This is a genomic window from Mycobacterium sp. NGS57, assembly GCF_059812405.1.
In genome coordinates this window covers 227,530-248,670 of sequence record NZ_JCALCP010000005.1, presented here as the reverse complement: position 1 = coordinate 248,670, position 21,141 = coordinate 227,530, and the positions used below count along the sequence as shown (strand labels likewise).

18 protein-coding genes are annotated in these 21,141 nt (G+C 62.0%); 6 read left to right on the top strand and 12 right to left on the bottom strand.

From position 1 onward, the window contains the following. Positions 1-4: 4 nt before the first annotated feature. The gene (locus AC5Y43_RS12060) at positions 5-1,117 is read right to left on the bottom strand and encodes an ABC transporter substrate-binding protein (protein ID WP_499972612.1); all 1,113 of its coding nucleotides are present in this window, start codon (positions 1,115-1,117) and stop codon (positions 5-7) included. A gap of 476 nt (positions 1,118-1,593) precedes the next feature. Here AC5Y43_RS12060 and AC5Y43_RS12055 point away from each other — a divergent pair, with 476 nt between their 5' ends. From AC5Y43_RS12055 to AC5Y43_RS12040, 4 genes are all read left to right on the top strand, one after another. Next, positions 1,594-2,811 carry a cytochrome P450 gene (locus tag AC5Y43_RS12055; RefSeq protein ID WP_499972609.1) on the top strand — a complete coding sequence of 406 codons (1,218 nt, stop codon included), beginning with the start codon at positions 1,594-1,596 and terminating at the stop codon, positions 2,809-2,811. Between the two features lie 295 nt (positions 2,812-3,106). Beyond that, positions 3,107-3,238, top strand: coding sequence for a hypothetical protein (locus AC5Y43_RS12050; RefSeq protein WP_260060476.1), 132 nt, complete (start codon positions 3,107-3,109; stop codon positions 3,236-3,238). Further along, the gene (locus AC5Y43_RS12045) at positions 3,235-3,975 is read left to right on the top strand and encodes a hypothetical protein (protein ID WP_499972608.1); all 741 of its coding nucleotides are present in this window, start codon (positions 3,235-3,237) and stop codon (positions 3,973-3,975) included. Before AC5Y43_RS12050 ends, AC5Y43_RS12045 begins: the two co-directional genes overlap by 4 nt. Before the next feature lie 22 nt (positions 3,976-3,997). Then, complete coding sequence (locus AC5Y43_RS12040; protein WP_499972606.1) at positions 3,998-4,429, top strand: hypothetical protein; 432 nt, start codon at positions 3,998-4,000, stop codon at positions 4,427-4,429. Between the two features lie 291 nt (positions 4,430-4,720). Here AC5Y43_RS12040 and AC5Y43_RS12035 read toward each other — a convergent pair whose 3' ends face one another. Genes AC5Y43_RS12035 through AC5Y43_RS12005 form a run of 7 tightly spaced genes read right to left on the bottom strand, consistent with a single transcriptional unit; the run spans position 4,721 to position 12,996 of the window. Next, positions 4,721-6,574 carry a flavin-containing monooxygenase gene (locus AC5Y43_RS12035; RefSeq protein ID WP_499972605.1) on the bottom strand — a complete coding sequence of 618 codons (1,854 nt, stop codon included), beginning with the start codon at positions 6,572-6,574 and terminating at the stop codon, positions 4,721-4,723. Next, positions 6,571-7,893 (bottom strand): cytochrome P450, encoded by a 1,323-nt coding sequence (locus AC5Y43_RS12030; RefSeq protein WP_499972603.1) that lies wholly within the window; start codon positions 7,891-7,893, stop codon positions 6,571-6,573. Before AC5Y43_RS12030 ends, AC5Y43_RS12035 begins: the two co-directional genes overlap by 4 nt. An 18-nt stretch (positions 7,894-7,911) precedes the next feature. Next, on the bottom strand, positions 7,912-9,492 hold the full coding sequence (locus AC5Y43_RS12025) for an AMP-binding protein (protein WP_499972602.1): 1,581 nt from the start codon (positions 9,490-9,492) through the stop codon (positions 7,912-7,914). A gap of 41 nt (positions 9,493-9,533) precedes the next feature. Further along, positions 9,534-9,902: a nuclear transport factor 2 family protein gene (locus tag AC5Y43_RS12020; RefSeq protein ID WP_499972601.1), complete on the bottom strand. Its 369-nt coding sequence runs from the start codon at positions 9,900-9,902 to the stop codon at positions 9,534-9,536. Between the two features lie 58 nt (positions 9,903-9,960). After that, positions 9,961-10,815: an enoyl-CoA hydratase/isomerase family protein gene (locus AC5Y43_RS12015; RefSeq protein ID WP_499972599.1), complete on the bottom strand. Its 855-nt coding sequence runs from the start codon at positions 10,813-10,815 to the stop codon at positions 9,961-9,963. A 26-nt stretch (positions 10,816-10,841) separates the two neighbouring features. Continuing rightward, positions 10,842-12,014, bottom strand: coding sequence for an acyl-CoA dehydrogenase family protein (locus AC5Y43_RS12010; protein WP_499972596.1), 1,173 nt, complete (start codon positions 12,012-12,014; stop codon positions 10,842-10,844). Beyond that, positions 11,998-12,996, bottom strand: a complete 999-nt coding sequence (locus tag AC5Y43_RS12005; protein ID WP_499972592.1) for an acyl-CoA dehydrogenase family protein — start codon at positions 12,994-12,996, stop codon at positions 11,998-12,000. The genes AC5Y43_RS12010 and AC5Y43_RS12005 overlap by 17 nt, the downstream gene beginning before the upstream one ends. Before the next feature lie 268 nt (positions 12,997-13,264). Between AC5Y43_RS12005 and AC5Y43_RS12000 the strand changes: the two genes are divergently transcribed. Both AC5Y43_RS12000 and AC5Y43_RS11995 read left to right on the top strand, forming a co-directional pair. Beyond that, positions 13,265-14,473: a MaoC family dehydratase gene (locus AC5Y43_RS12000; RefSeq protein ID WP_499972590.1), complete on the top strand. Its 1,209-nt coding sequence runs from the start codon at positions 13,265-13,267 to the stop codon at positions 14,471-14,473. A 16-nt stretch (positions 14,474-14,489) separates the two neighbouring features. Next, positions 14,490-16,256 carry a class I adenylate-forming enzyme family protein gene (locus AC5Y43_RS11995; RefSeq protein ID WP_499972587.1) on the top strand — a complete coding sequence of 589 codons (1,767 nt, stop codon included), beginning with the start codon at positions 14,490-14,492 and terminating at the stop codon, positions 16,254-16,256. Here the strand turns inward: AC5Y43_RS11995 and AC5Y43_RS11990 are convergent. The 4 genes from AC5Y43_RS11990 to AC5Y43_RS11975 form a co-directional block, all read right to left on the bottom strand. Next, positions 16,242-16,946 carry a TetR/AcrR family transcriptional regulator gene (locus AC5Y43_RS11990; RefSeq protein ID WP_499972583.1) on the bottom strand — a complete coding sequence of 235 codons (705 nt, stop codon included), beginning with the start codon at positions 16,944-16,946 and terminating at the stop codon, positions 16,242-16,244. The genes AC5Y43_RS11995 and AC5Y43_RS11990 overlap by 15 nt on opposite strands. A 353-nt stretch (positions 16,947-17,299) precedes the next feature. After that, positions 17,300-18,415 (bottom strand): NDMA-dependent alcohol dehydrogenase, encoded by a 1,116-nt coding sequence (locus AC5Y43_RS11985; RefSeq protein ID WP_499972581.1) that lies wholly within the window; start codon positions 18,413-18,415, stop codon positions 17,300-17,302. Then, positions 18,412-18,612 (bottom strand): ferredoxin, encoded by a 201-nt coding sequence (locus AC5Y43_RS11980; RefSeq protein ID WP_499972579.1) that lies wholly within the window; start codon positions 18,610-18,612, stop codon positions 18,412-18,414. The genes AC5Y43_RS11985 and AC5Y43_RS11980 overlap by 4 nt, the downstream gene beginning before the upstream one ends. A 5-nt stretch (positions 18,613-18,617) precedes the next feature. After that, on the bottom strand, positions 18,618-20,966 hold the full coding sequence (locus AC5Y43_RS11975; protein ID WP_499972576.1) for a CaiB/BaiF CoA transferase family protein: 2,349 nt from the start codon (positions 20,964-20,966) through the stop codon (positions 18,618-18,620). Between the last annotated feature and the right edge of the window lie 175 nt (positions 20,967-21,141).

Here is a 21,141-nt window from a genome sequence, read left to right as displayed (position 1 = left end):
GCGATTACTCCTGACCAAATCGGTCGACAAGATGCGAGTTGACGCCGTCGGCGTCCAACGTGCGGGCGACGAGGTAGCCTGCGCCCATCCAGGCGCGGCGGGTCCATTTGCCGAATGACACCCGCGTACCGGGCGCACCCGAGGCCGCGGGCATCATCTTCACTCGCTCGAGCGCCTCTTTGACTCCGCGCGGGCTAAGCGGATGGGCATCGGCGAACGCTCGCACCAGGGTCGAGGCGATGTCGTGGTTGACCACGGAAACGCAATATTCGGGACGGTTGCCGTGCTTTGCCTCGTAGCGGTCGAGGAAGTCTTGCCCAAGTTGGTTGGCTTCGTCATATTGGTCGACGCCGACCCAGCCCATGAACGCCTGCCACATCACCGGATTGATCCACGCGTTCTGCCATGCGGTGGTCGAGAAGCGGGGCGGATCCCAGTCAACAGCTTCTAGCGCTGGATTGACCAAAACGATGCCGAAGCCAAAACCGAAGTGGACGATCGCCTCGGCCCGCGCCTCGTAAAGCGAGCCGACCGCGGCATGAATGTCTTGCGCCGTCTGAGCGATCGGTGCCTCAGCAACAATCCGCAGACCTTTGCGCACGCAGGCGCGCCGAAAGTTGCCCAGGTACGTCTCGCCGATCAGGTTCTGCTCGACCAAGACCCCGACTGCGGTCAACCCTCTCTTGGCGATGAGGTCAGCCAGGAAGATGGGCTCATCGGTCATCGAGCCTTGAGGGAACGAAAAGGTCCACTCACCCAGCCAGTCGTCGGTCCCAGTGACGCTGATCGCCGGCACCTTGAAGCGCTCTTCGATCGCCTCACGCATCGGCACCACGTTGTCAGTGATGTTAGGGCCGAACACGACTAGGCAACCCTCATCGACGAGTTCGGCGTAGGCATCGATCACTGCTTTGACTGTCCCCTTGGGTAGGCCCTCGACCTCCTTGTAGATCACCTCTACGGGCCGATCCAACAGCCCCTTCTCGAGGGCATCTTCGAACACGAGGTCTAAGGACTGGACAAACGAGTCCAGCAGCTCCTTTGGGAAATCCGCAGCAAGCGTGAAGTCCATCAGATATCCGACTTTGATCGGATGGGCTTTGCTCTCGTAGGACACGTCACCTCCACCGGTTCCGTCGCAGGTGCAGATGAGAATAGTGTTCTCCTCTGACGAAAGTCAACGTTGTCGGTTATTGACAACCTAGATGTGGCTACAGCAGGATTCAGGCTTAACCGGCTCGTCAAGGGGCGCGTGCATCGCAAGACATTGCACGCCGTCTCGCGAAGCAGAGGATCTGCGGAACTTCCTCTGCCGCAACGCTTTCGGTTCCGCGCGGCGGGCCGGGCCGCGATCAGCGTGGAGAGTTATCGAGTGAGACTTGACTCGTGGCAGGCAAAGATCTACTGTGCTGGCTACGCCGGCTTGGGCGTATGCGAAGAAGTTCGAGGGCCGGCGCGAATGCGCGTGGACGGCACCGCGACTGGCGGCGCAGTTGAGGTGTTACGGCCCTCTCCAGGGATACGTCGGTCGGGATGCCCACTGGCGTTTTGGAACGAGGCCGGCGGCCCTCTGCGGGGCGGGAGGGACTGATCATGGGTCACAAGTCGCCGGGGGAGCATGCGCGGAACCTCGATCTCCGCCACGAGGATTTCAACGACCCGGAACTTCTATATGACGTCTATGAGGTGATGCGGGAGCGAGCGCCGTTTACTCATCAGGATTCTCCGTTTGTGGGCCCGACGCCGGGCGGTGCGTGGGTCGCCACCCGCTACGACGACTGTTACGAGATCGCACGGAATTGGCAGAGTTTCTCAAGTAAACCGTTGACGATGGATGGCTCGTTAATGTGGTTCGGCGACATCGTGATTACTATCGATCCCCCACGCCAGCAGCAGCTGCGGAAATTCTTGAATCCGTACTTTTCGCCGGGCCGGATGAAGCAGTTGGAGCCGCAGGTGCGTGCAGTCACCGATGGGTTGATCGACCAGTTCGTCGAGGCGGGTCGTGGCGACCTCGCCGACGTCGCGTGGCAGCAACCCGGGATCGTGTTTTTCCGGTATCTGCTCGGCATGCCGGTGGAGGACGTGTCGTTCTATATCAAGACCACCGACATCGCGGTCAATGGTGAGACCGAAGACATCCGCAACGCGTCGATGACTAATCTGTACCTGCGGGTGCGCGAAGAGATCGACAAACGTCGCAACGAACCGCCGCGGGACGACCTCATCGATGTGTTGCTCTCCGTCGAGATCGACGGGGAGAAACTCAGGTTCGACGACGTCGTCGCCAATGTCATGCTCTTGGTTCAAGCGGGACTGGAAACAACATCCAGCGCAATGTCATTCGCCTTTCACTATCTCGGCACCAAGGCAACCGACCGCGATCGCTTGGTTAGCGACCCCGATCTGATCCCCACCGCAATCGAAGAGTTCATCCGTTACGCCGGTTCGATCCACGGACTGAATCGCTCCGTCGCAGAGGAGGTCAAACTCAGCGGCCATCAGTTCTGTCCCGGACAGACCGTCGTGGTGAACTACGCCGCCGCCAACCGCGACCCGCGCGAGTTCGACCAACCAGACAACTGCATCCTGGGCCGGCAAGCAAACCGCCACCTTGGGTTCGGCGCCGGCGTCCATCGCTGCCTAGGCTCGAATCTGGCGCGGCTCGAATTCCGGGTCGGCATCGAACAGGTCCTGAATCGCCTCCCCGACTACACCATCACACCCGAATTACCAGTCGACTTTCACGGCAACTCGGTCACGCGCGGCTACCGCGCCCGGCCCGTCGTATTCACCCCAGGGAAAAAGTGATCCGGGGGAAACGGCGCTTGCGTCATCAAGTACCGCGGCATTGGAACATGAGAGAAGGTCGAGCATGTTGGCTTGGATCTGGGAGATCGCGCGATACATTTTCGCCTGGGGCGGAGTCGTTTTGGTCATCTGGTTCTGGTATTGGATCTTCGCCAACATTGGCACCTTTTGACCAACCCATCGCGCAGAGATTCGGAGCCGGCGCTCGTGTCGGAGATCCACGCGGGTTACGTGAGACCGCTGGTGCCGGTCTGGGCGCATCGAACACAAGCGGCACCCCCCGAAGGAGGATTTCATGGTTGACCAGCGGGAACGACAGCGCAAGAAGGCATTGATCGTTTTCCAGCTAGTGATCTACGGCTACCTGGCGTTGATGTTCGGCATCCAGCTCTACATGTCCTTCGCGCGTGGGTGGTGGGATCTGTGAATCTGCCTCTCATCGAACGCCTTTCACGGTCGAAGTCATCGGCGGCGAGGGGATCGGATCCGGACAGCTCGCGCAGCCTTGAGGAACACGACGAGAAGTCGCGGGCCGCGCAGCGCCGCGCCGACGAATGGATGATCATCGGTGCCGGGCTCATGGGGTGTTGGGCACCCGGCGTCTTCGGCTTTCCCATCTTCATGCGGGGCATCTATTTACAGCGCCAGGCCGCCCGCGAGGGACTGTCCATGCGGCCGATGATCGTGACTCTGATCGGCTACCTGGTGATGATCGACGGGATGCTCAACACCCTGGGTTGGGGTCTGGACTGGATTGCCAATCACACGCTCATCAATCGCGTGTTGACCGCCGGCTGGGGTTATCTTTTTGACGGTGGCTATTTCTGGCACTACAACGAGCTTTGGCTTGGCGGCGCCGGCGGACCCGGCGAGAAGTCGTTTGTGTTCGGCTTCATCTTGACCGTGTTCGCTATGCGCGTGTCAGCCGCGATCGGCTTCTTGCAAATGAAGCGGTGGGGCCATCAGTGGATGATCATCACCTGCTGGATGGGCGTTGTGATCTGGGTGACCTACGTATTCAACATGACGCTGTACGCCGATGTCCGATACGCAGGAACCATCTTCCCGGTGGTGGGCTGGTGGGCTTTCGACATCTTCTACATCACCCCGTTCCTGGCTATTCCGTACCTGCACACCGTCAATCGCGAAATTTTCGCCGACTAAGAGGGCCTGAAGGAGCATTAAAATGACATCCTCGGCGTCTGTCGGGACTAACGATCCCGCGGAAGACCTCCCTCCTGGGACTACGCCCTACTACGCGCGGATGCACAAATGGATCAAGCGAGCCGTTCTCGTATGCCTGATCGCCCTCGTCATCGAAGGCGCCTTCACGCTTCCGTTCATGGCGGTTTACTACGGCTACCCGACTTTGAGCCTCACCGAGATCTGCAGCGAGCTCCTCAAGGTCCGGTATTCCGACGACAGCCTGGAGTGCAAGGTCCCCTACCCGATGTTCGGCGCGCCCGAGGGTGCTGCGTCCAAGCAGACCGCGCAAGATGTCTGGGGCATACAGCCGGTGCCGAAGTACAAACGTATCGGTTTCCGTGAACTGGTTCGCATCCACCAAGAGCGGGAGGCGCGCAAAGCCGCCCATGTACACGGCGCTCCTGCGCCGTGATGTTCCGCGCCGGTGGAGAGTTCGACTGCTGGCAGCTGAGAGGGTGAGCAGTCGGTTTGTCAGGCTGCTAAATGCCTCTCGCCCGAAAATTTCGCGATGGTGACCTTTATCGTTGTCGCAGCGGCCAAATCGAGACTGGCTGTCGCCGTATGGTGACCGTCGCGGTTATCGCATCACGTGGTCGGCGCGACGTACGTTCCCCGATCATCCTGGACTGAGGTACCGCCAGGACCGAATCGGCCCAAAACACTGACGCACCCTCGGAAAACCGTGATGAGGCGAGCCCTGCTTTCACGGTGTCGTGATCGTGACACCTGAGAGGTCCCCGGCATCGCGCCAATCCTGGAGAAGCTTCTCGAACGCGTAATAGCCCAAGCCGTACAACTCACCGGTATAAGAGCGCGGCCGTAGTTCACCGCTCCCATCGGCGATCTCCTGACCGTCATTGTTGAAATAGCCCGGTGTGCACTCGCGGATGAAGTCGGTGGTGTCGACAGCGACACTGCGGACATGGTCCACGTATGCGTCCTGGGCTTCCGACGTGGCCTCGACTGTCGCGGCATTGCGCTGCGATGCCTGTTCGATGATCCAGGCGATGTGGCGGGCCTGATTGTTGAACGTTTCCGTTGTCGAGGCATTGAAGCCGCCTTGGAAGAAGCCCATGTAGAACGAGTTCGGGAATCCCTGTGTCATCACGCCGTGCAGCGTCCGAAACTCGTGCGCCCAGTTGTCGTAAAGCGACCGGCCGCCGCGCCCGGAGATCTTGTCGATTCCCCACCTTCGCTGTAGGTCGCTCGTCACTTCGAAGCCGCTGGCGAAGATCATGCAGTCGATTTCGTATTCGGTGTTCTCGTGAATGAAGCCGCGCCTGGTTATGCGCTCGACACCTTGTTTGGGTGACACGTCGAGAAGCGTGACGTTGGATCTGTTGAACGTGGGGTAGTAATCGTCGCTTGACGCCGGCCGCTTGCACATGTGGCGGTACCACGGCTTCAGGATCGCCGCTGTATTGGGATCTTTCACCGTTTCGTCGACGCGAGCTCGCAGTCGCTCCATCACGCGATAGTCCATGACTTCACGTACCGCGAGAAACTCCTCCGGTGATTGCGGCCACCCGGTCTGCTCGAACTGCGCTGAGAGATTGCGGTTGATCTCCGTCCAGATGTCGCAGATCCGGTCCGGCTCACCCGGTATCAGACCGTCGAGCGCAGCCCGGTGGAAGTTCATTTGGCGTTCTCGTTGCCAGCCGGGTTGTAGGCCGGCTATCCAGTCCGGGTCGGTCGGGGTGTTGTGACGCTCGTCGACGGTGGAAGCTGTGCGCTGGAGGACGAACAGCTGTTGCGCGTATCGCCCCAGATAGGGAATCGCCTGGATTGCCGAGGCGCCGGTACCGACGATTGCCACCCGCTTGTCGCCCAGCTTGTCCAGAATGGGCTCCTCTTGACTGCCGCCGGTGTAGCCGTAATTCCAACGGGCGGTGTGGAACATCTCGCCCTCGAAGTCGTCGAGACCCGGCACGCGCGGCACCTTCGGCGTGTTGATCGGCCCCATGGCAACGATCACGAACCGGGCCCGTAGGTCGTCACCCCGATCGGTTCCGATGCGCCATCGGCAGATGGACTCATCCCAGGTCAACGCGTTGACGCAGGTGTGAAACAGCGCGCCTTGATAGAGATTGAACCGTTTGGCGACACTTTGGCAATACGTTCTGATCTCGAGGCCGTCTGCAAATTTCTTCGACGGAACGGATCCCATCTCTTCCAGCAGCGGCAGATAACAGTAGGAGTCGTTGTCGCAGGATAGGCCGGGATAGCGATTCCAGTACCAAACTCCGCCGAAATCACCGGCCTGTTCGATGATCCGACAGTCTTCGACCCCTGCCTTGCGCAGATGGTAGCCGGCCAAGACACCGGCCCAACCGCCGCCGAGGATTGCCACATCCATCTCGTCGTTGAGCGCCGGGCGTGACACCCGCGGCAGGTGTGGATCGCTGTAGTCGAGTCCGGCGCTCGTCTCCGATGCCGGGGCATACTGTGCCTGCCCTTCTGGCCGGAGCCGACGGTCGCGCTCCCACCGGTACCGCTCGCGGAGGGCGGGGATGTCCACACCTTCTGTATCAGGCAGAGTTGTCGGTTCACACGTCATCGGCGTGGCTCCTCTGTCGGTCGGACGGTGAACGCCAGGGGGAGGCTTTCCATCGCCAGCAGTGCGGCGTTGGGAAGGTATCTGATGTCCTCGACCGGCACGGCCAGGCGTAGGTCGGGGAGTCTCAGCGCGGTCTGTCGCGCCGCGGCCAGCAGCTGCATTCGTGCCAATGCGATTCCCAGACACAAATGAGTGCCGGCTCCGAACGTCATGCTCTTCCTGAGGTTGATGCGGCTGGTGTCGAACTGGCGCGGGCATTGGAAGACGGAATCGTCGTCATTGGCCGAGGCGAACAAGATGAGCAGATGTGCGCCCTGCGGTAACTCGACGCCACCGAGGTTCACTGGGGCCGTGGTGACCCGCGATAGGGCACGTACCGGAGGTTCGAGCCGCAACAGCTCCTCGATGAGTTTGCTCATCTGCGCGTCGTCGTGGCCGGCCGCGTAGAACTGCTCGCCGATTTCCGAATTGGTCGCGACCTGGAAAAGGATGTTGGTGAAGGCTGTCGACATCGAGTCGTGGGTGTTGATCAGCAACATGCGTGCAGTGGCGGCCAGCTCGTCGAAACTCAACGGTTCCTCGTCGGAAGCGGGTGCCGTGATGATGTCGGAGAGCATGTCGTCTTCCGGCTTGTCAATGCGTCGGCGCACCAGATCGATGAGATAGCGCTGCATCTCGGCAAGGTCATGCGCCGCGGCGATCATGTCTTCTCGAGTGTTCTGCAGGCTGAATTGGGACAGGTAGGCACTGCCCCAACGCTTGATGGTGGCCATGTCGAGGTCATCGACCTGCAGTTGCTGCTGGCTGAACGCGATCGCCATCGGCAGCGCGAGATCGTGCAAACCGTCGACGCGTCCACGATGGACGAAGCCGTCGATCAAGCTGTTGACGAGAGTTTCGAATTGGGGTTGAAGGGAATTCATCCGCTTCTTGCTGAACGCCTGGGACAACAGCCGGCGCACCCGGGTGTGCTTGGGCGGATCGATGTTGGCGACGTCGGGAAAGAAGCCGCCGCCCTCGCGCTCCAGCACTTCTTTGATCGCGTCGAGGTGGCCGCTCGCCATGTGCTTGTAGTAGCCGAGCTCTTGGGAGAACACCACAGGGTCGCGAAGCACCGTCATCAAGTCTTCGTGACGTGACACCAAATACATGCCCAGGTCTTCTTCGAAGTGAACCGGGTCGCAGTTACGTAGCGCGCGATAGTAGTCGAACGGCTTCTCTTGCACGGCCGGGTCGATGAAGGACACGCTCTCCAAGAGATCCGAATATCCGCCGTTGGCAGGGCAATTCGTCGCGCCATTGGAATGCTCAGTCGTCACGGGTGTGCCTACTTTCGATCACTTGTTGGCAGTCGTGCTCGCCGACATGCGAGCCGTTTGGTTCTGGCTGTCCCAGGTGTGCGGGCCGATGCCGCGTTGCCGAAGATCGGCCTTGATTACGCGCAACGTTGCTTGGGTCTTCGGCAGTTCGTCGATGAACTCGATGTACCGGGGCACCATGAAACGGGTCATCCGGCTCGCGAGGTTCGCTGCCAACTCGGGCGCGGTGATCGACGAACCCGGACGGCGCACCGCGAACAGAAGAACCTCGTCTTCCACCGAGTCCGCCGGAACCGCGACCGCGGCACACTCGACAATCTCCGGATTCTGCAGCACGTCAGCTTCGACTTCGAACGACGAGATGTTCTCTCCCCGTCGCCGGATCACGTCTTTGAGCCGGTCGACGAATGTGTACTCGCCGTCGGCGTTTCGGACGAGCGCGTCCCCGGTGTGGAACCAGCCGTTGCGCCACGCTGACGCGGTTGCGCTGTCGTCGTTCACGTATCCGGCGTTCATCACCCACGGCTCTCGCGCCCTGATCGCGCATTCTCCGGGGGTGCCGTCCGGAACTTCGTAATCGTTGGTGTCCACCAGCCGGACCTCGAAATCCGGATAACCCTGCCGGAGTCGGCCCACGGTGTGCGCGTTGGCGGGGTTCCACCCCGACCGGATCGCCACGCCGCCCTCAGTGCTGTTGTACACGGTGCAGATGCGTACACCGAATCTCTCGCTGAACTGTCGATAACTGTTGCCCAGCGGAGCCATGAACAGGTTGGTCAACGTGGTGGGGCCGTCCGGACTGTTGGGATCGCGCAGCAGCACGTCGGCCATCGATCCGACCAACATGCCTGTGGTGACGCCGAATTCGCGTATGTCGCGCCAGAAGGCGCTGAGCGCGAATCGTGGGCGCATGACGACCTGGCCACCGACCATGGCAGCGTTGAAGGGGATGGATTTGGAACCGAAATGGGCATGTGACGTCGTGCAGTAGAAGACGTCGTCCGGCGTGAGGTCTTCGAGCGGGAAGGTTCCGGAATTGATCGAGTGGAGTTGACCCCAGGGCAGACGCACGGCCTTGGAGGGCCCGGTGGTTCCCGACGTGTAGGTGATACAGGCAATGTCGTGGGACTGCGGCTCGGTCATCACGCGCTTCGCCTCGGCGAGGTCTGCGTCGATGTCGGCCGGCCGGGTCGGGGCAGGAAGCGAGGTCGCCGGGATCGGTAGCTCGTCATGGTCGTCGATGACGAGAACCCTTGTGACGGTCTGTAGTTCAGCAGCGACAGCGTCCACTACGCTGAGGTGGCGTGCGGCGACGACGAGCAGCGCTGGTGCGCAATTGTTGATGGTGTAGGCGAGCATACGGCCACGGAATTCCGGGTTGGTGGCTGCGTCGACCGCGCCGATACTCGCAAGTCCCAGCCACACAGCCACCGAGTCCAGGCCGGTTTCTAGGACGGTGACCACGACATCCCCGCGGCCGACGCCCAGTGCGAGGAAGCGTGCCGACCACAGCGTCATCGACTCCTGCAGTTCGGCCCACGTTGCCGCGTCGCCGTCGACGGTCCGGATGAAGTGCCGACGCGGGTCCGTGGCGGCCATCCGACTGACGATGGCCGGCAACGTTTCCCGGGTCGGCAAGGTCACGCGTACTTCCAGAAGGCGCGCATCATCGAGATCTTGCCGGCGTCGTTGAAGCTGAAGTGGTCGATCAGTGGGCCGACGTGCTGCAAGGCGCCGTTGCGGGTGACGACACCCTGCAGGATGGCAATCGCCTCGTTGCCACAGATGACGATGTCGCGCTCGAGCCACAATTTCATCGGTGACAGATCAGACACCATGCCCCAGAACGTGGTTCGCAGGCTCTCGAGCCCGGTGTAGGTGTCAACCCCGACCGGGTCTTCCAGAACGGCGTCATCGGCCCACAACGCCAGCCAGCCCTCTTTGTCGTGGTCGCTCAGCGTTTCACAGTGATTGTTGATCGCTGCGACGATCGCGTCAGCATCGGGCATTGGCGTTACCTCTCTCGACATTCATTCGGTGCGCAGATCATGGCGGAACATGGGGACGTCAGACTTTGCTCACCTCGTCGTCCCAACCCGAGTCACGCGCCTGCACCGCAGCTTTGACGCCTTTCTCGTGGATGAGACGGAGGTGGTGTTCCTTGGCGACGGCTGCCTGCGCGTCGGGCGCATAGGGGTCTCGGCCCACATCGACCATCGCCGAAAGCCCGGCCGCTTCGTAAAGCCGGTGTGTACCGCGCTTGTTTGCGACCAGGTCACCGGTCTCCATTTGCGCGATCTGCTCGGCGAAGCGCATCGCGACGGCTTCTTCTTCGCCCAGCGGGACGACGCGGTTCACGTAGAACAGGTCGCGCGCGGTGTGCGCGTCCAGCCATCCCCCTGTCATCCACAGCTGCTTCATCACTCGGATGGGGAAGTGGAACGGCATGAGTGCGTAGGGTCCGTAGGGAGCACCGACCCCCACCCGAGACTCTTCCCAGCTGAAGCGGGTGTTCTCGGCTGCGATGACCACGTCGGCGGCGAGAAGGAACGTGTTCGCGTGGGGCCCGACGAAGCCTTTGGCCGCGACGACGAGACCTTTGGTGAATCGCCACGGAGGCAACAGGTCTCCGGTGTGGACCCAGTACTTGTCCTCGATTGTCGCGGGTTCCTGTCCGCCGACGGTCTCGTTGGCTACTTGCTGGATGTCGTGTCCCGACGAGAAGTTGGGGCCCTCTGCGGAGAGCAGCACGCATTTGACGCTGTCGATGCGGTTGCAGTCGGCGAGGACGGAGTAGAATTCTTTCTCCATGCCGCTGTTGATGGCATTCATTTTCGCCGGCCGGTTCAGGCGGACCGTGACGATACCACCGAGCCGACGGACCACCAGGAATTCCATTCCTGACCAATCAGTCTCAGCCACAGCGCTTCTCCTGTCTTACGACGTGATCAGCCACGGGGAAGACCGAGTACGTGTTGAGCAATGATGTTGCGCTGGATCTCCGACGTTCCGCCCGCGATGGTGGCCGCCACGCCCCGGGTGTAGCGCTCGAAGCCGCTGGCGAAATATTCGTCGTTGTTCATGTGCTGATAGCGACCGGTGACGGGATGGAGCAGGCCGTCGATTCCGGACGTCGACAGCACGACATCGGCGGCGCGACACTCGGCTTCGGAACCGAGGAGTTTGAGTAACGAGATCGACGAGGTGTCGGCTTCACCGCGCGCGGCCCGGCCCAGCGCGGCTGAACCCAGTGCGCGTAGGGCGTGGTAGTCGATGATCATCGACGCGTACTGGTCTTGCCCGACTGGCGACTGTGGTCGGCAGTCGGCGATCAGGTTGTCGAGCCGGTCGGCGAACAGCAGCCACATCATGGTCCGCTCTTGGCCGAGTGAACCGTTGGCCACTCGCCAACCCTGATTCAGCTCGCCAACCAGGTTCTCTGCGGGGACGCGGACATCGGTAAAGAACACTTCGTTGAAATCCAGATTGTCGGCGCTGGCGATGTCACCGAAGGGCCGGCAGACGAGGCCTTCGCTGTCCGTCGGGATCACCAACGCTGAAATGCCCTTGTGCTTGGGCGCATCGGGATCGGTGCGCACGAAGGCGAGCAGGAAGTCGGCGTCGTGGGCTCCCGACGTCCACACCTTCTGGCCGGTGACGATGAAATCGTCGCCGTCGCGGACTGCGCGTGTCCGTAGCGAGGCGAGGTCGGAACCGGCATTGGGCTCGCTCATGCCCAGCGAAGCTGTCTTCTCACCGCGTAGCACCGGTACGGCCCACTGCTGCTTCTGTTCGGAGGTGCCGAACGAGATCAACGATGTCGCAACGATGTTGACGCCCTGCGGGTTGAAGCTGTGGAAGATCCTGCGGCGACACAGTTCGTCGAGATGGACGAACTGCTGGAGGACCGTCGCGTTGCGCCCCCCGAACTCCGGTGGTTGGGCGGGCAGCAGCCACCCTTGGTCGAACAGCAGGCGCTGCCAGTCCCTGGCCCACTGCGGCATGTGCGACACCGAGCGCGGTCGCTCCCGGGTGAGGGCTTCCGATGGCGTATGCTCGTCGAGGAACGCCGCGAACTCGGCCCGGAAGGCTTCGACGTCGTCGTCAAAAGTCAGCTGCACCATACTCCTTCGCAACGAATGCGCGGTGCTCTTCGGCGCTGCCGAGCAACACTTCGCCTACCCGGGCGCGCTTGACGGCGAACTGCAGATCGTTCTCCCAGGTCAGTCCCATCGCACCGAAGCACTGCATCCCGCTGCGGACGACCTGCGACTGTGCCTCGCCTGCAGCGGCTTTCGCCATCCGGGCCAGGAGGCGACGGCGCGGATCGTCGGCGGCAATGGTGAGCGCCGCGAAGTAGGCCAGCGCGCGGGCGCGCTCGATCGCCACGTACATGTCCACGGCCTTGTGCTGGAGCGCCTGGAATGACCCGATCACGACCCCGAACTGCTGACGCTGCTTGAGGTGATCCAAGGTCAGATCGAGAATGCGTTGACACGCACCGACAGTGGTGATCGCGACGCCGGTGAGCGCGATCTGCAGCGCCCGTTCGCCGTCGGTACGGACACGATCCTGCTCGTCGACCGGGACGGAATCGAACCAGAGGTCGGCGACATGGAGGATGGGGTCGAATGTCGTGACCCGGCGGGCGAGTACCGCGCTTCGGTCGACGATGAACACCCCCGATGCAGTGGTGACTGCGAGGCGATCTGCGCGATCACCGTCGAGGACAAATCGGGCCACACCGTCGAGGACCCAGCCGTCGCTTTGACTGCGAGTGGTGACCCCTTCCCAGACCGCGGTGCCGGCCTGGAAAGGGTCGTAGTGGTCCCCGGCCAAGGGCGCGAACTGGGTGAGTGAAGCAAGAAACGGTGTCGGATCGGACGCGCGTCCCAGCTCCTCGAGGACGAGGATGAGTTCGATCATGTTGTCTGCGTCGGCCAGTTCCGTCCAGCCCTGATTGCGGTACCGCTGCCACAGATCGTCGGGGGTCGAACGTCCTTCGGCGATTTGGCGGACCAAGGAGGGCGGACACTGCTTGTCCACCGCTTCCCTGACTGTGTCGCGCCAAAGGCGCTGGTCGTCGTCGAGCTCAAGAAGCACGCTCGCTCCGTCTCCGTTGAAGGTCTGACCGTGAGAATACTGTTCTCCTGAATTGAAAGTCAACGTAGGCAATGGTTGACAATCGACGTGAGCGAATAGCAGCATTCAGCGTTAGCGCACTTCGTCATGAGCGGTATTGGGCTGACGGATATCGCCTCGCGGGCGGGTTTTGTGCAGTTGCTCGAGGACGTCGTGCGAGCGCTGAGTGCACGACCGGGCGGCCCGCCGGTCATCGCGGCCACCGCTACCACCGAGCAGGAGAGGCATTATGGCAAGGCAGCCGAGTTCGGCAGCGGATGAAGAGTCGCGTGTCGAGATGGATGTGTCCGACGTCGACCATCGGGTCGGGAAGCCCATCGGCGGCGGACAGTTGTGGGATCCGTGCAGCTCATCGGACATTCGTCGCTGGGTCATGGCGATGGACTATCCGAACCCCTTGCACTGGGATGAGCGATTTGCTCGCGATTCGGCCTTCGGCGGCCTCATCGCTCCGCAGTCCATTGCGGTCGCACTCGATTACGGGCACGGCGCGGCACCTGCCTGTGTCGGTCACATCCCGACGAGTCACTTGATCTTCGGTGGCGAGGAATGGTGGTTCTACGGCTGCCCGGTGCGCCCGGGGGACCAGCTCTTTCAGCAGCGTCGTTTCCATGACTACAAAGTGGTCGAGACGAAATTCGCTGGGCCGACGATGTTTTCGCGAGGCGACACCGTCCACAAGAACCAGCACGGGGTGTTGGTGGCCCGCGAACGTTCCACTGCCATTCGTTACCTTTACGAAGAGGCGACCAAGCGCGGGATGTTCGAAAACCAACTCGGCGAGATCAAGCGCTGGACGCAGTTGGAACTCGAGGAGGTCGACCGGATCCGCCGGGACTGGCTGGAATCCAATCGGGCCGGCATTTCCCCACATTTCGACGAGGTCAAGGTGGGGGATACGTTGCCGCGGCGGGTCATCGGGCCGCACAGCATCGCCACTTTCACCACCGAGTATCGCGCGTTCGTCTTCAACACCTGGGGCTCGTTCTACTGGGTCGCGCCAGAAGGTGTCGACGACCCGTGGGTGTATCAGAATCCGGGCTTCGGGAAAGACTTCGCGTTCGACGAGGAAGACGCGTTTATCGATCCGCGCAAGCGTGACGGCCTTTACCTCGGACCGTCACGAGGCCACATCGACGCCGATCGCGCAAGCGAAGTGGGTATGGTCCGCGCGTACGGTTACGGCGCGACGATGGGGGCGTGGTGTACCGACTATCTCGCCTACTGGGCAGGCCACAACGGAATGGTGCGGCACAGCAAAGCCGACTTCCGCGGCCCCGCTTTCGAAGGCGACGTGACGTACTTCGAGGGCGAGGTCATCGACAAGCAGTCAGAGTCGGCGTGGGGTATGCCGCTCGTTCAGGTGAGGGTGCACCTGAAGAACCAGAACGGTGAAGAGCTCGTCAAGTGCACGGCCGAGATCGAATTGCCGTTCTGAGCGACCCAGGCCCTCGATGACGACCAACATTGCACCAGCTCCGTCGATCTCGGCAGGTCCGCCACTGAGCGAGGAGCCCGGGCTCGGCGCACTCACACTGCCCGGTTTCCTGCGCGACGTCACGTCGATGTACGGCGAGCGCGAGGCTCTGGTGTTCCACTCGGCGGACGGGGACACCACCCGGTGGACGTATAACGAGCTGTGGGAGCAGGCCGTGCAGGTGGCGGCTGCCCTGCGAGCGAGTGGTGTCGGGAAAGACACCCGGGTAGGCCTGCTGATGACCAACCGTCCCGAGTGGGTGGCTGCGTTCTTCGGCATCTCGATGGCCGGCGGTGTTGCTGTGGCTTTGAGCACCTTTTCCACACCGGGCGAGCTCGAGTATCTGCTCACCGCATCGAACGTCGCGCTGTTGCTCTTCGAACGTCAGGTGCTGAAGACGGACTTCCTCGCGGTGCTGGCCGACCTCGTGCCCGAGCTGGCTGAAAGTCACTCTGCGCCGCTGCAATCGGAGAAATTGCCGTTCCTGCGCGATCTCGTGCTGGTCGGTCAGCCGGGTCCGGGTGCCGACGACTGGGCCACGTTCTTGACTCGCGGCGCCGGGCAACCGCGCGAACTGGTCATCGCAACGGCTACGGCGGCGAAGCCGAGTGACGCAGGCGCCCTGTTCTTTTCGTCGGGCTCGACCAGCAAGCCCAAGGGCATCCTCAACGCGCATCGCGGCATGACCATCCAGATGTGGCGTTTCCGGCGGGTATGCGGCTTCGAGCCGGGAGACAACATTCGCTGCTGGTCGGCCAACGGTTACTTCTGGTCGGGAAATTTCGTCATGTCGCTGGGCGCGACGCTCGCTGCCGGCGGATGCTTGGTGCTGCAGTCGACGTTCGCTGCCGCCGAAGCGCTGGAGTTGATGGCATCCGAGCGGGTGAATTACCCGTTCGCATGGCCGCACCAGTGGGCCCAGATCGAGGCTGCCCCCAACTGGTCCTCTGTCGATCTCAGCAGCATGAAATTCGCAGACGTCAAGACGCCGATCGCACGTCACCCAACGGTCTTCCACGAGTGGTATCTGCCCGACCATGCCTACGGTAATACTGAAACATTCACGATCTCAACAATTTTCGGCCTCAACACACCACCTGAGCAACACGCCAATAGTTGGGGCGTTGCGCTACCAGGCGTGACGTTGAAGATCGTCGATCCCCTGACCGGCGGCGTTGTGCCGCGAGGTACGAGCGGCGAGATCTGTGTCAAGGGGCCAACGCTCATGCTCGGCTATATCGGCACGCCGCTTGATGAGACGCTCGACGCCGAAGGTTTCTTTCATACTGGCGACGGAGGGTACCTCGATGAGGTCGGGCGGTTGTTCTGGACGGGCCGGCTTACCGAGATTATCAAGACGGGCGGTGCTAATGTCTCGCCGCTGGAAGTCGACGAGATCTTGGCCCGGTATCCCAGCGTCAAGGTGGCCAAAACCGTTGGTGTCCCGCACGAGACGCTGGGTGAGGTCGTCGTTGCTTGCGTTGTCGCACAAGACGACTCGAGTATGGAGGCCGAGGAGATACGAACGTTTCTCCGGGAGCGCCTCGCGAGTTACAAGGTGCCACGTCACGTGCTGTTCTTCGACGATGACGACATTTCGCTGACCGGCAGTGACAAAGTCAGAGTCGGCGAGTTACGTGAACTAGCTGCCGCGCGTCTGCAGTCGCAACAGCCCCTGTCGGAGGTTGACACCCCACCCCGATGCCCGCCGCTACAAGACGGCGGGCCGCTACCCGTCGCCTGACGTCGCTGTCGACCGGGCAACGGCTTTCTTGCACCAGGACCAGACGACATCCTCCGTCAACTCGGTCTCCTCGATACCGCCGTGCAGCGCGTTGTACTGCCCCAGAGATGTCATCGTCGAGCCCAGCAGAGACGTCAACTGCTTCACCGTGAGGTCTTGTCGAATCAGGTCTGCCTGTGAACATGCGGTCAGGATCTGGGTCAGCAACTGACGGTGTGGCTCCCACACTTTGGCAAACGCTTCCGGGTTATCCAGTTCCAGGCTCAGGTTGTAAATCAGCACCAGACGGGCGCCTACCTCTTGCGACGCGCCCGGCCGCGAGAGAACGGCACGGCACCACGCCTCCAGTTGCGCCATGGGGCCATCGGCTCCCTGCACCTGAACTCGTACCGCCTCGGTGTACTGGGCGGTCACATCTTCGTACAACGCCAGCAGGAGTTCGTCCTTCCCGGCGAAGTGTTGATAGAAGGTGCGAACACTGAGATTCGCTCGATCTGCGAGAGCTTGCAGAGTGAAGTTCGCCTGGCCCGATTCCTGGACCAATTCCAAGGCGGTCGCCATGAACTGCGTACTGCGTGCGACCGCCAAGGCGCGAGCCTCGCCGAGGCGACGCTCGATCGCTCGTTCCTGCCAGCCCCTCGTGCTGTCCCTGGCGCCAGCGGTCTCAGCGAGGGGTTCACCTGAAGTCACAGTTGTCCCCCTATCCAGAACGACGCCATAGGACCACCATATTGCCCCAACTTCGCGGGTCGACGTACCACTGCTGCGTCAGCCTGCGTCGACGGACCCCTGATTAGCTGCAGCGAGAAGCATACTCTCGCGGACGGGAAATCTACTATACCCATTTCCGGTACTGTCAAATGGCAGTACGCAGATATCCTCATTACCCGAGCTCCCGTTGAGCGCGCTCGCGACCGTGCGTTCGGGCCAGTGGCGAAAAACTCGGCGTGGGATCACTCAGTCCATTCGAGGGACATCCCGAGACGGGCGCTCGCAGCTAACTGCGCGCCTAGCGACCGGAGCGGATCTGCCTTCCACGCGACTCAGTGTTCATGAATTATCACCCCTCGAATATTGCGGCCGGCGAGCATGTCGTCGTAGGCCTCGTTGATGTCGTCGAGCTTGTACTCGGTGGTGACGGTCTCGTCGAGCAGCAGCTTGCCACTTCGATACAGGTTGATCAGTCGTGGGATGTCGGCCCGCGGGTTGGCCTCGCCGTACAGGCTGCCCAGGAGGCGCTTCTGGAACAGCGTGAACAAGGTCAGCGGCAGGGTCGGCGTCACGTCGGACATCGACGCCAGGGCGGTCGCCACGACGGCACCGCCCTTCCGCACCGCATTGAGCGCGTCGTTGATCATCGGCCCTTCGAGCACGCCTGGCGTCAGGATCGCCGAGTCGGCCATGACTCCACGCGTAATCTCGCCAACTAACTGGGTTGCTTCCTCCATCGAGGTGGCAAAGTGAGTAGCTCCGAACTGAAACGCTTTGTCGCGCTTGCTCGGTTCGATATCGACCACGACGATTTGCTCCGCTCCCGCCAGCCGCGCGCCCTGAATGGCACCGCTGCCGATCCCTCCGCAGCCCAACACGATCACCACGTCGCCGGGACTGATGTTCGCGGTATTGACGGCCGAACCCCAGCCGGTGGTTACGCCGCAGCCGAGAAGACATGCGCGCGATAGCGGCACATCGTTGTCGATCTTGACGACTGAGGCTTCGGACAGGACCCCCCACTGCGCGAAACTTCCGACGCCGGAGAGGGCGCCAATACCCTGTCCTCTCGCTCGGCGCCGGAAGGTGCCGTCGGCTTGAACTCCCGCGAGGATGATCGCCCCGTAATCACAGAGGTTTTGACGGCCGGTGGCGCACCAGCGGCAGCGGCCGCACGCCGGCAGGAAAGATGTGACCACGTGGTCTCCCACCGCCACATCGCGCACTCCCGGGCCAACCTCTTGAACGACGCCCGCCCCTTCGTGTCCACCTATCAAGGGAAAACTCACCCCGTACATGTCGCCGGTGCGGATGTGGTGGTCGGAATGGCATAGGCCGGTGGCTTCGAACTCGACGAGCAGCTCGCCTTCCTGCGGCGGATCGAGCTCGATCTCTTCCACCGACCACTTCTCGTTCAGCCCCCAAAGAACTGCTCCCTTGGTCTTCACGGCGACTCCTTGACGATATGTATGGCGCGCTCGGGACAGTTCGCGATCGCGTTGTGCGCCCGGTCTTCCCATTCGGGGGGAACATTTTCCATGGTGACGAAGGCGTACCCTTCGTCGTCGATGTCGAACAATTCGGGATACGTTGCGTAACAACGGCTGTGGCCCTGGCACATTTCCCTGTCGACATGAAGTTTCACGTTGTCTAATCCAATCCGCCTGGTCTGGTTCCGATGACTCCTTTTTCTGTGAGCACTGCGATGGATGCGGCGTCGAGGCCGAGTAGGTCGCCGAGGATGCTCCCGTTGTGCTGGCCCAACGTCGGCGCCGCTGAGCGATACCACTTGTCAACGCTGTGGTACTTGAAGGGAATCGCCGGCACGTGATGTGTTCCCACGATGGGATGGTCGAGGCTTTCGAAAAAGCCACGTGCGGCCAACTGAGGGTGCATCGAACCGACCCTGGCGTCTGCTAAATCCGCAGCCGGAACACCATATTCAACGAGCAACTCTGCCGCGGCCGCGGAATCGCGGTCGCCAGCCCATTGCTCGAGATGCTTATCGATCAGATCGTGTGCCCCCACACGCCCTTCGTGACTGTCCAACGTGGTGTCATTCGCCCAATCCGGTTCACCCAGAGCCGACTTCAATAGGCCCCACTGCTCGTCCGTGGCGACCGAAATGGCCAGCCACTGCTCGGTCCCCGCGCATTGATAGAGCCCTTGTGGGGCGGCTTCACGGCTGCGATTTCCCAGCCGCGGTATCAGATTCCCATAGGCGGTGAACTCGACAACCTGCTCGGCGGCGGCGTTGAGCGCGGACTCAACCATCGATACTTCGATGAAGCACCCCTGGCCGGTCTCGTCGCGTCGCCGGAGTCCTGCGAGCATGGCGAAAGCGGAATGCATTCCCGCCAGTGGGTCACACGGGCCGCGGGGGATTCGCGGCTGGTCGTACACGTGGCCGGTCACCCAAGCCATCCCGGTCATCTGTTCCATCGTTTGCGCGAAACCCACGTTGTTGCGCCATGGTCCGTCCAGCCCGAACGCAGGCATCCGGACCATCACCAGTCGAGGGTTGCGCTCACTCACGGCCTCCCACGTGATGGCGAAATTGTCGAAGACGCGGGGCGAGAAGTTCTCGACCAGAATGTCCGAGCATTCGACGAGTCCGAACAACAACTCCCGCCCGTCGGGAGAGGACAGGTCGAGGGTGAGTCCTCGCTTGTTGGCGTTGGTCGCCAGGTACATCCCCGACCGCTCCCACCACTGAGGCTGATCGGCGAACGCTGCGGCCGCCATCCGTGCGCCGTCAGGGTGATCCGTCGACTCGAGGTGGATTACGTCAGCGCCTAGCGCGGCGAGAACGTGGGTGGAGGAGGGGCCCGCCCACCACGCTGTCGCGTCGAGAATTCGTACGCCTTCCAGTGGAAGTCGCGGCGCACGGTCGGCAAAGGTCGCAATCCTGCTGTGGGTGGGCGCTTTTGCCATTTCGCCGAGCAAAGGAGCACCGGTTGTTGGGGCGGGCCGCACGCCATTGATCTGGTAGGGCGCCAACGGGTGGGTGAAGCTGCGGTCGGCGTACGTGCCCCACACGCCGCGCGCCGCGAACTGCGGGTGGTCCAACACGGTCTGGCCATTGTTGACCGGTGAGACGGGGATCCGCAGATCGGAGGCCAACGCGACGATCTCGTCTGTGGAACGTTGCGTCGTCCATTCCCGCACCATCTGATTCCACTCCTCCCGCCGTTCGCACCGCGTCGTGGCGAGGGCCCACGCCGGGTCATCGTCGAGCAGATCCAGTCGGCCGATCATCGCCAGGAAAGACTCGAATTGTTGGCGGGTATTGGTGTTAAAGCCCACCCATCCGTCCGCGGTCGGTTCGATGGAAGGGATCTCAACCTGGCGGGCCGGCACGGTCAACGGGGGACGACCGGCCAGCTCAAAATAGATGTCGGCGAATCCGCTGGCGCTGAGGTGGCAAGTCTCCAGCAACGAGCAGTCGATGATTTCACCAGCACCGCCGAGTTGAACCCGCCGCAATGCGCCAAGCGCTCCGACGGCGGCGTAGCTGGCCATGACCCATTCGAAGACTCGACCACCCGCTTGAATGGGCGGTTGGTCCGGACGGCCTCGCAACGCCAGGGTTCCGCTCTCGGCCTGGATCGTGAACTCCGTCGACGGCCGGTCCCGGTACGGTCCCGTCAAGCCGTATGGAGACAACGCCACGATCACCAGGTGCGGCGCGCGGCGTAACAGCGCGTCTCGGTCGAGTGCCCCCGGGCCGAGGGAATCGACGAATACATCGGCGGAGTCGATTAGAGCTTGCAAGTCGGCCACCGAGGTGCCAACGACTGATCGCTTGCCGGCGTTCAAGAACTTGAACAGCGCGCCGGCCTCGTTTTGAGCGCCAAACGTTCTGTGGCGGAACGGATCCCCGCCTGGTGCTTCGATCTTGATGACCTCTGCTCCCAGGTCGGCGAACAACTTGGTGCAGTACGGGCCGGCGATTTCCGTCGCCCACTCGACAACACGAACCCCACGCAGGGCGTTCATCGCCGTGCGACTTTCCGAGTCAATGTTTTCGAACGTGAGTTACCCGCGTCGTTGAGTGCACACACGCCACCTTCTGTCCTCACGCTCGTACCGATCGAGCAAGGGTGCTCTGCATCCGCATGGCTGCGCCCTGGCTGGCAACGACGCTAGCGACGAGAAAGCCAAGGTGTCAAGT

What these genes read in the sequence shown, in the direction of transcription:
- AC5Y43_RS12035 (WP_499972605.1), bottom strand. Translation starts at nt 6,574, where the DNA reads ATGACGTGTGAACCGACAACTCTGCCTGATACAGAAGGTGTGGACATC.
- AC5Y43_RS12020 (WP_499972601.1), bottom strand. Translation starts at nt 9,902, where the DNA reads ATGCCCGATGCTGACGCGATCGTCGCAGCGATCAACAATCACTGTGAA.
- AC5Y43_RS12050 (WP_260060476.1), top strand. Translation starts at nt 3,107, where the DNA reads ATGGTTGACCAGCGGGAACGACAGCGCAAGAAGGCATTGATCGTTTTC.
- AC5Y43_RS11975 (WP_499972576.1), bottom strand. Translation starts at nt 20,966, where the DNA reads ATGAACGCCCTGCGTGGGGTTCGTGTTGTCGAGTGGGCGACGGAAATC.
- AC5Y43_RS12055 (WP_499972609.1), top strand. Translation starts at nt 1,594, where the DNA reads ATGGGTCACAAGTCGCCGGGGGAGCATGCGCGGAACCTCGATCTCCGC.
- AC5Y43_RS12025 (WP_499972602.1), bottom strand. Translation starts at nt 9,492, where the DNA reads ATGGCCGCCACGGACCCGCGTCGGCACTTCATCCGGACCGTCGACGGC.
- AC5Y43_RS12040 (WP_499972606.1), top strand. Translation starts at nt 3,998, where the DNA reads ATGACATCCTCGGCGTCTGTCGGGACTAACGATCCCGCGGAAGACCTC.
- AC5Y43_RS12000 (WP_499972590.1), top strand. Translation starts at nt 13,265, where the DNA reads ATGGCAAGGCAGCCGAGTTCGGCAGCGGATGAAGAGTCGCGTGTCGAG.
- AC5Y43_RS11995 (WP_499972587.1), top strand. Translation starts at nt 14,490, where the DNA reads ATGACGACCAACATTGCACCAGCTCCGTCGATCTCGGCAGGTCCGCCA.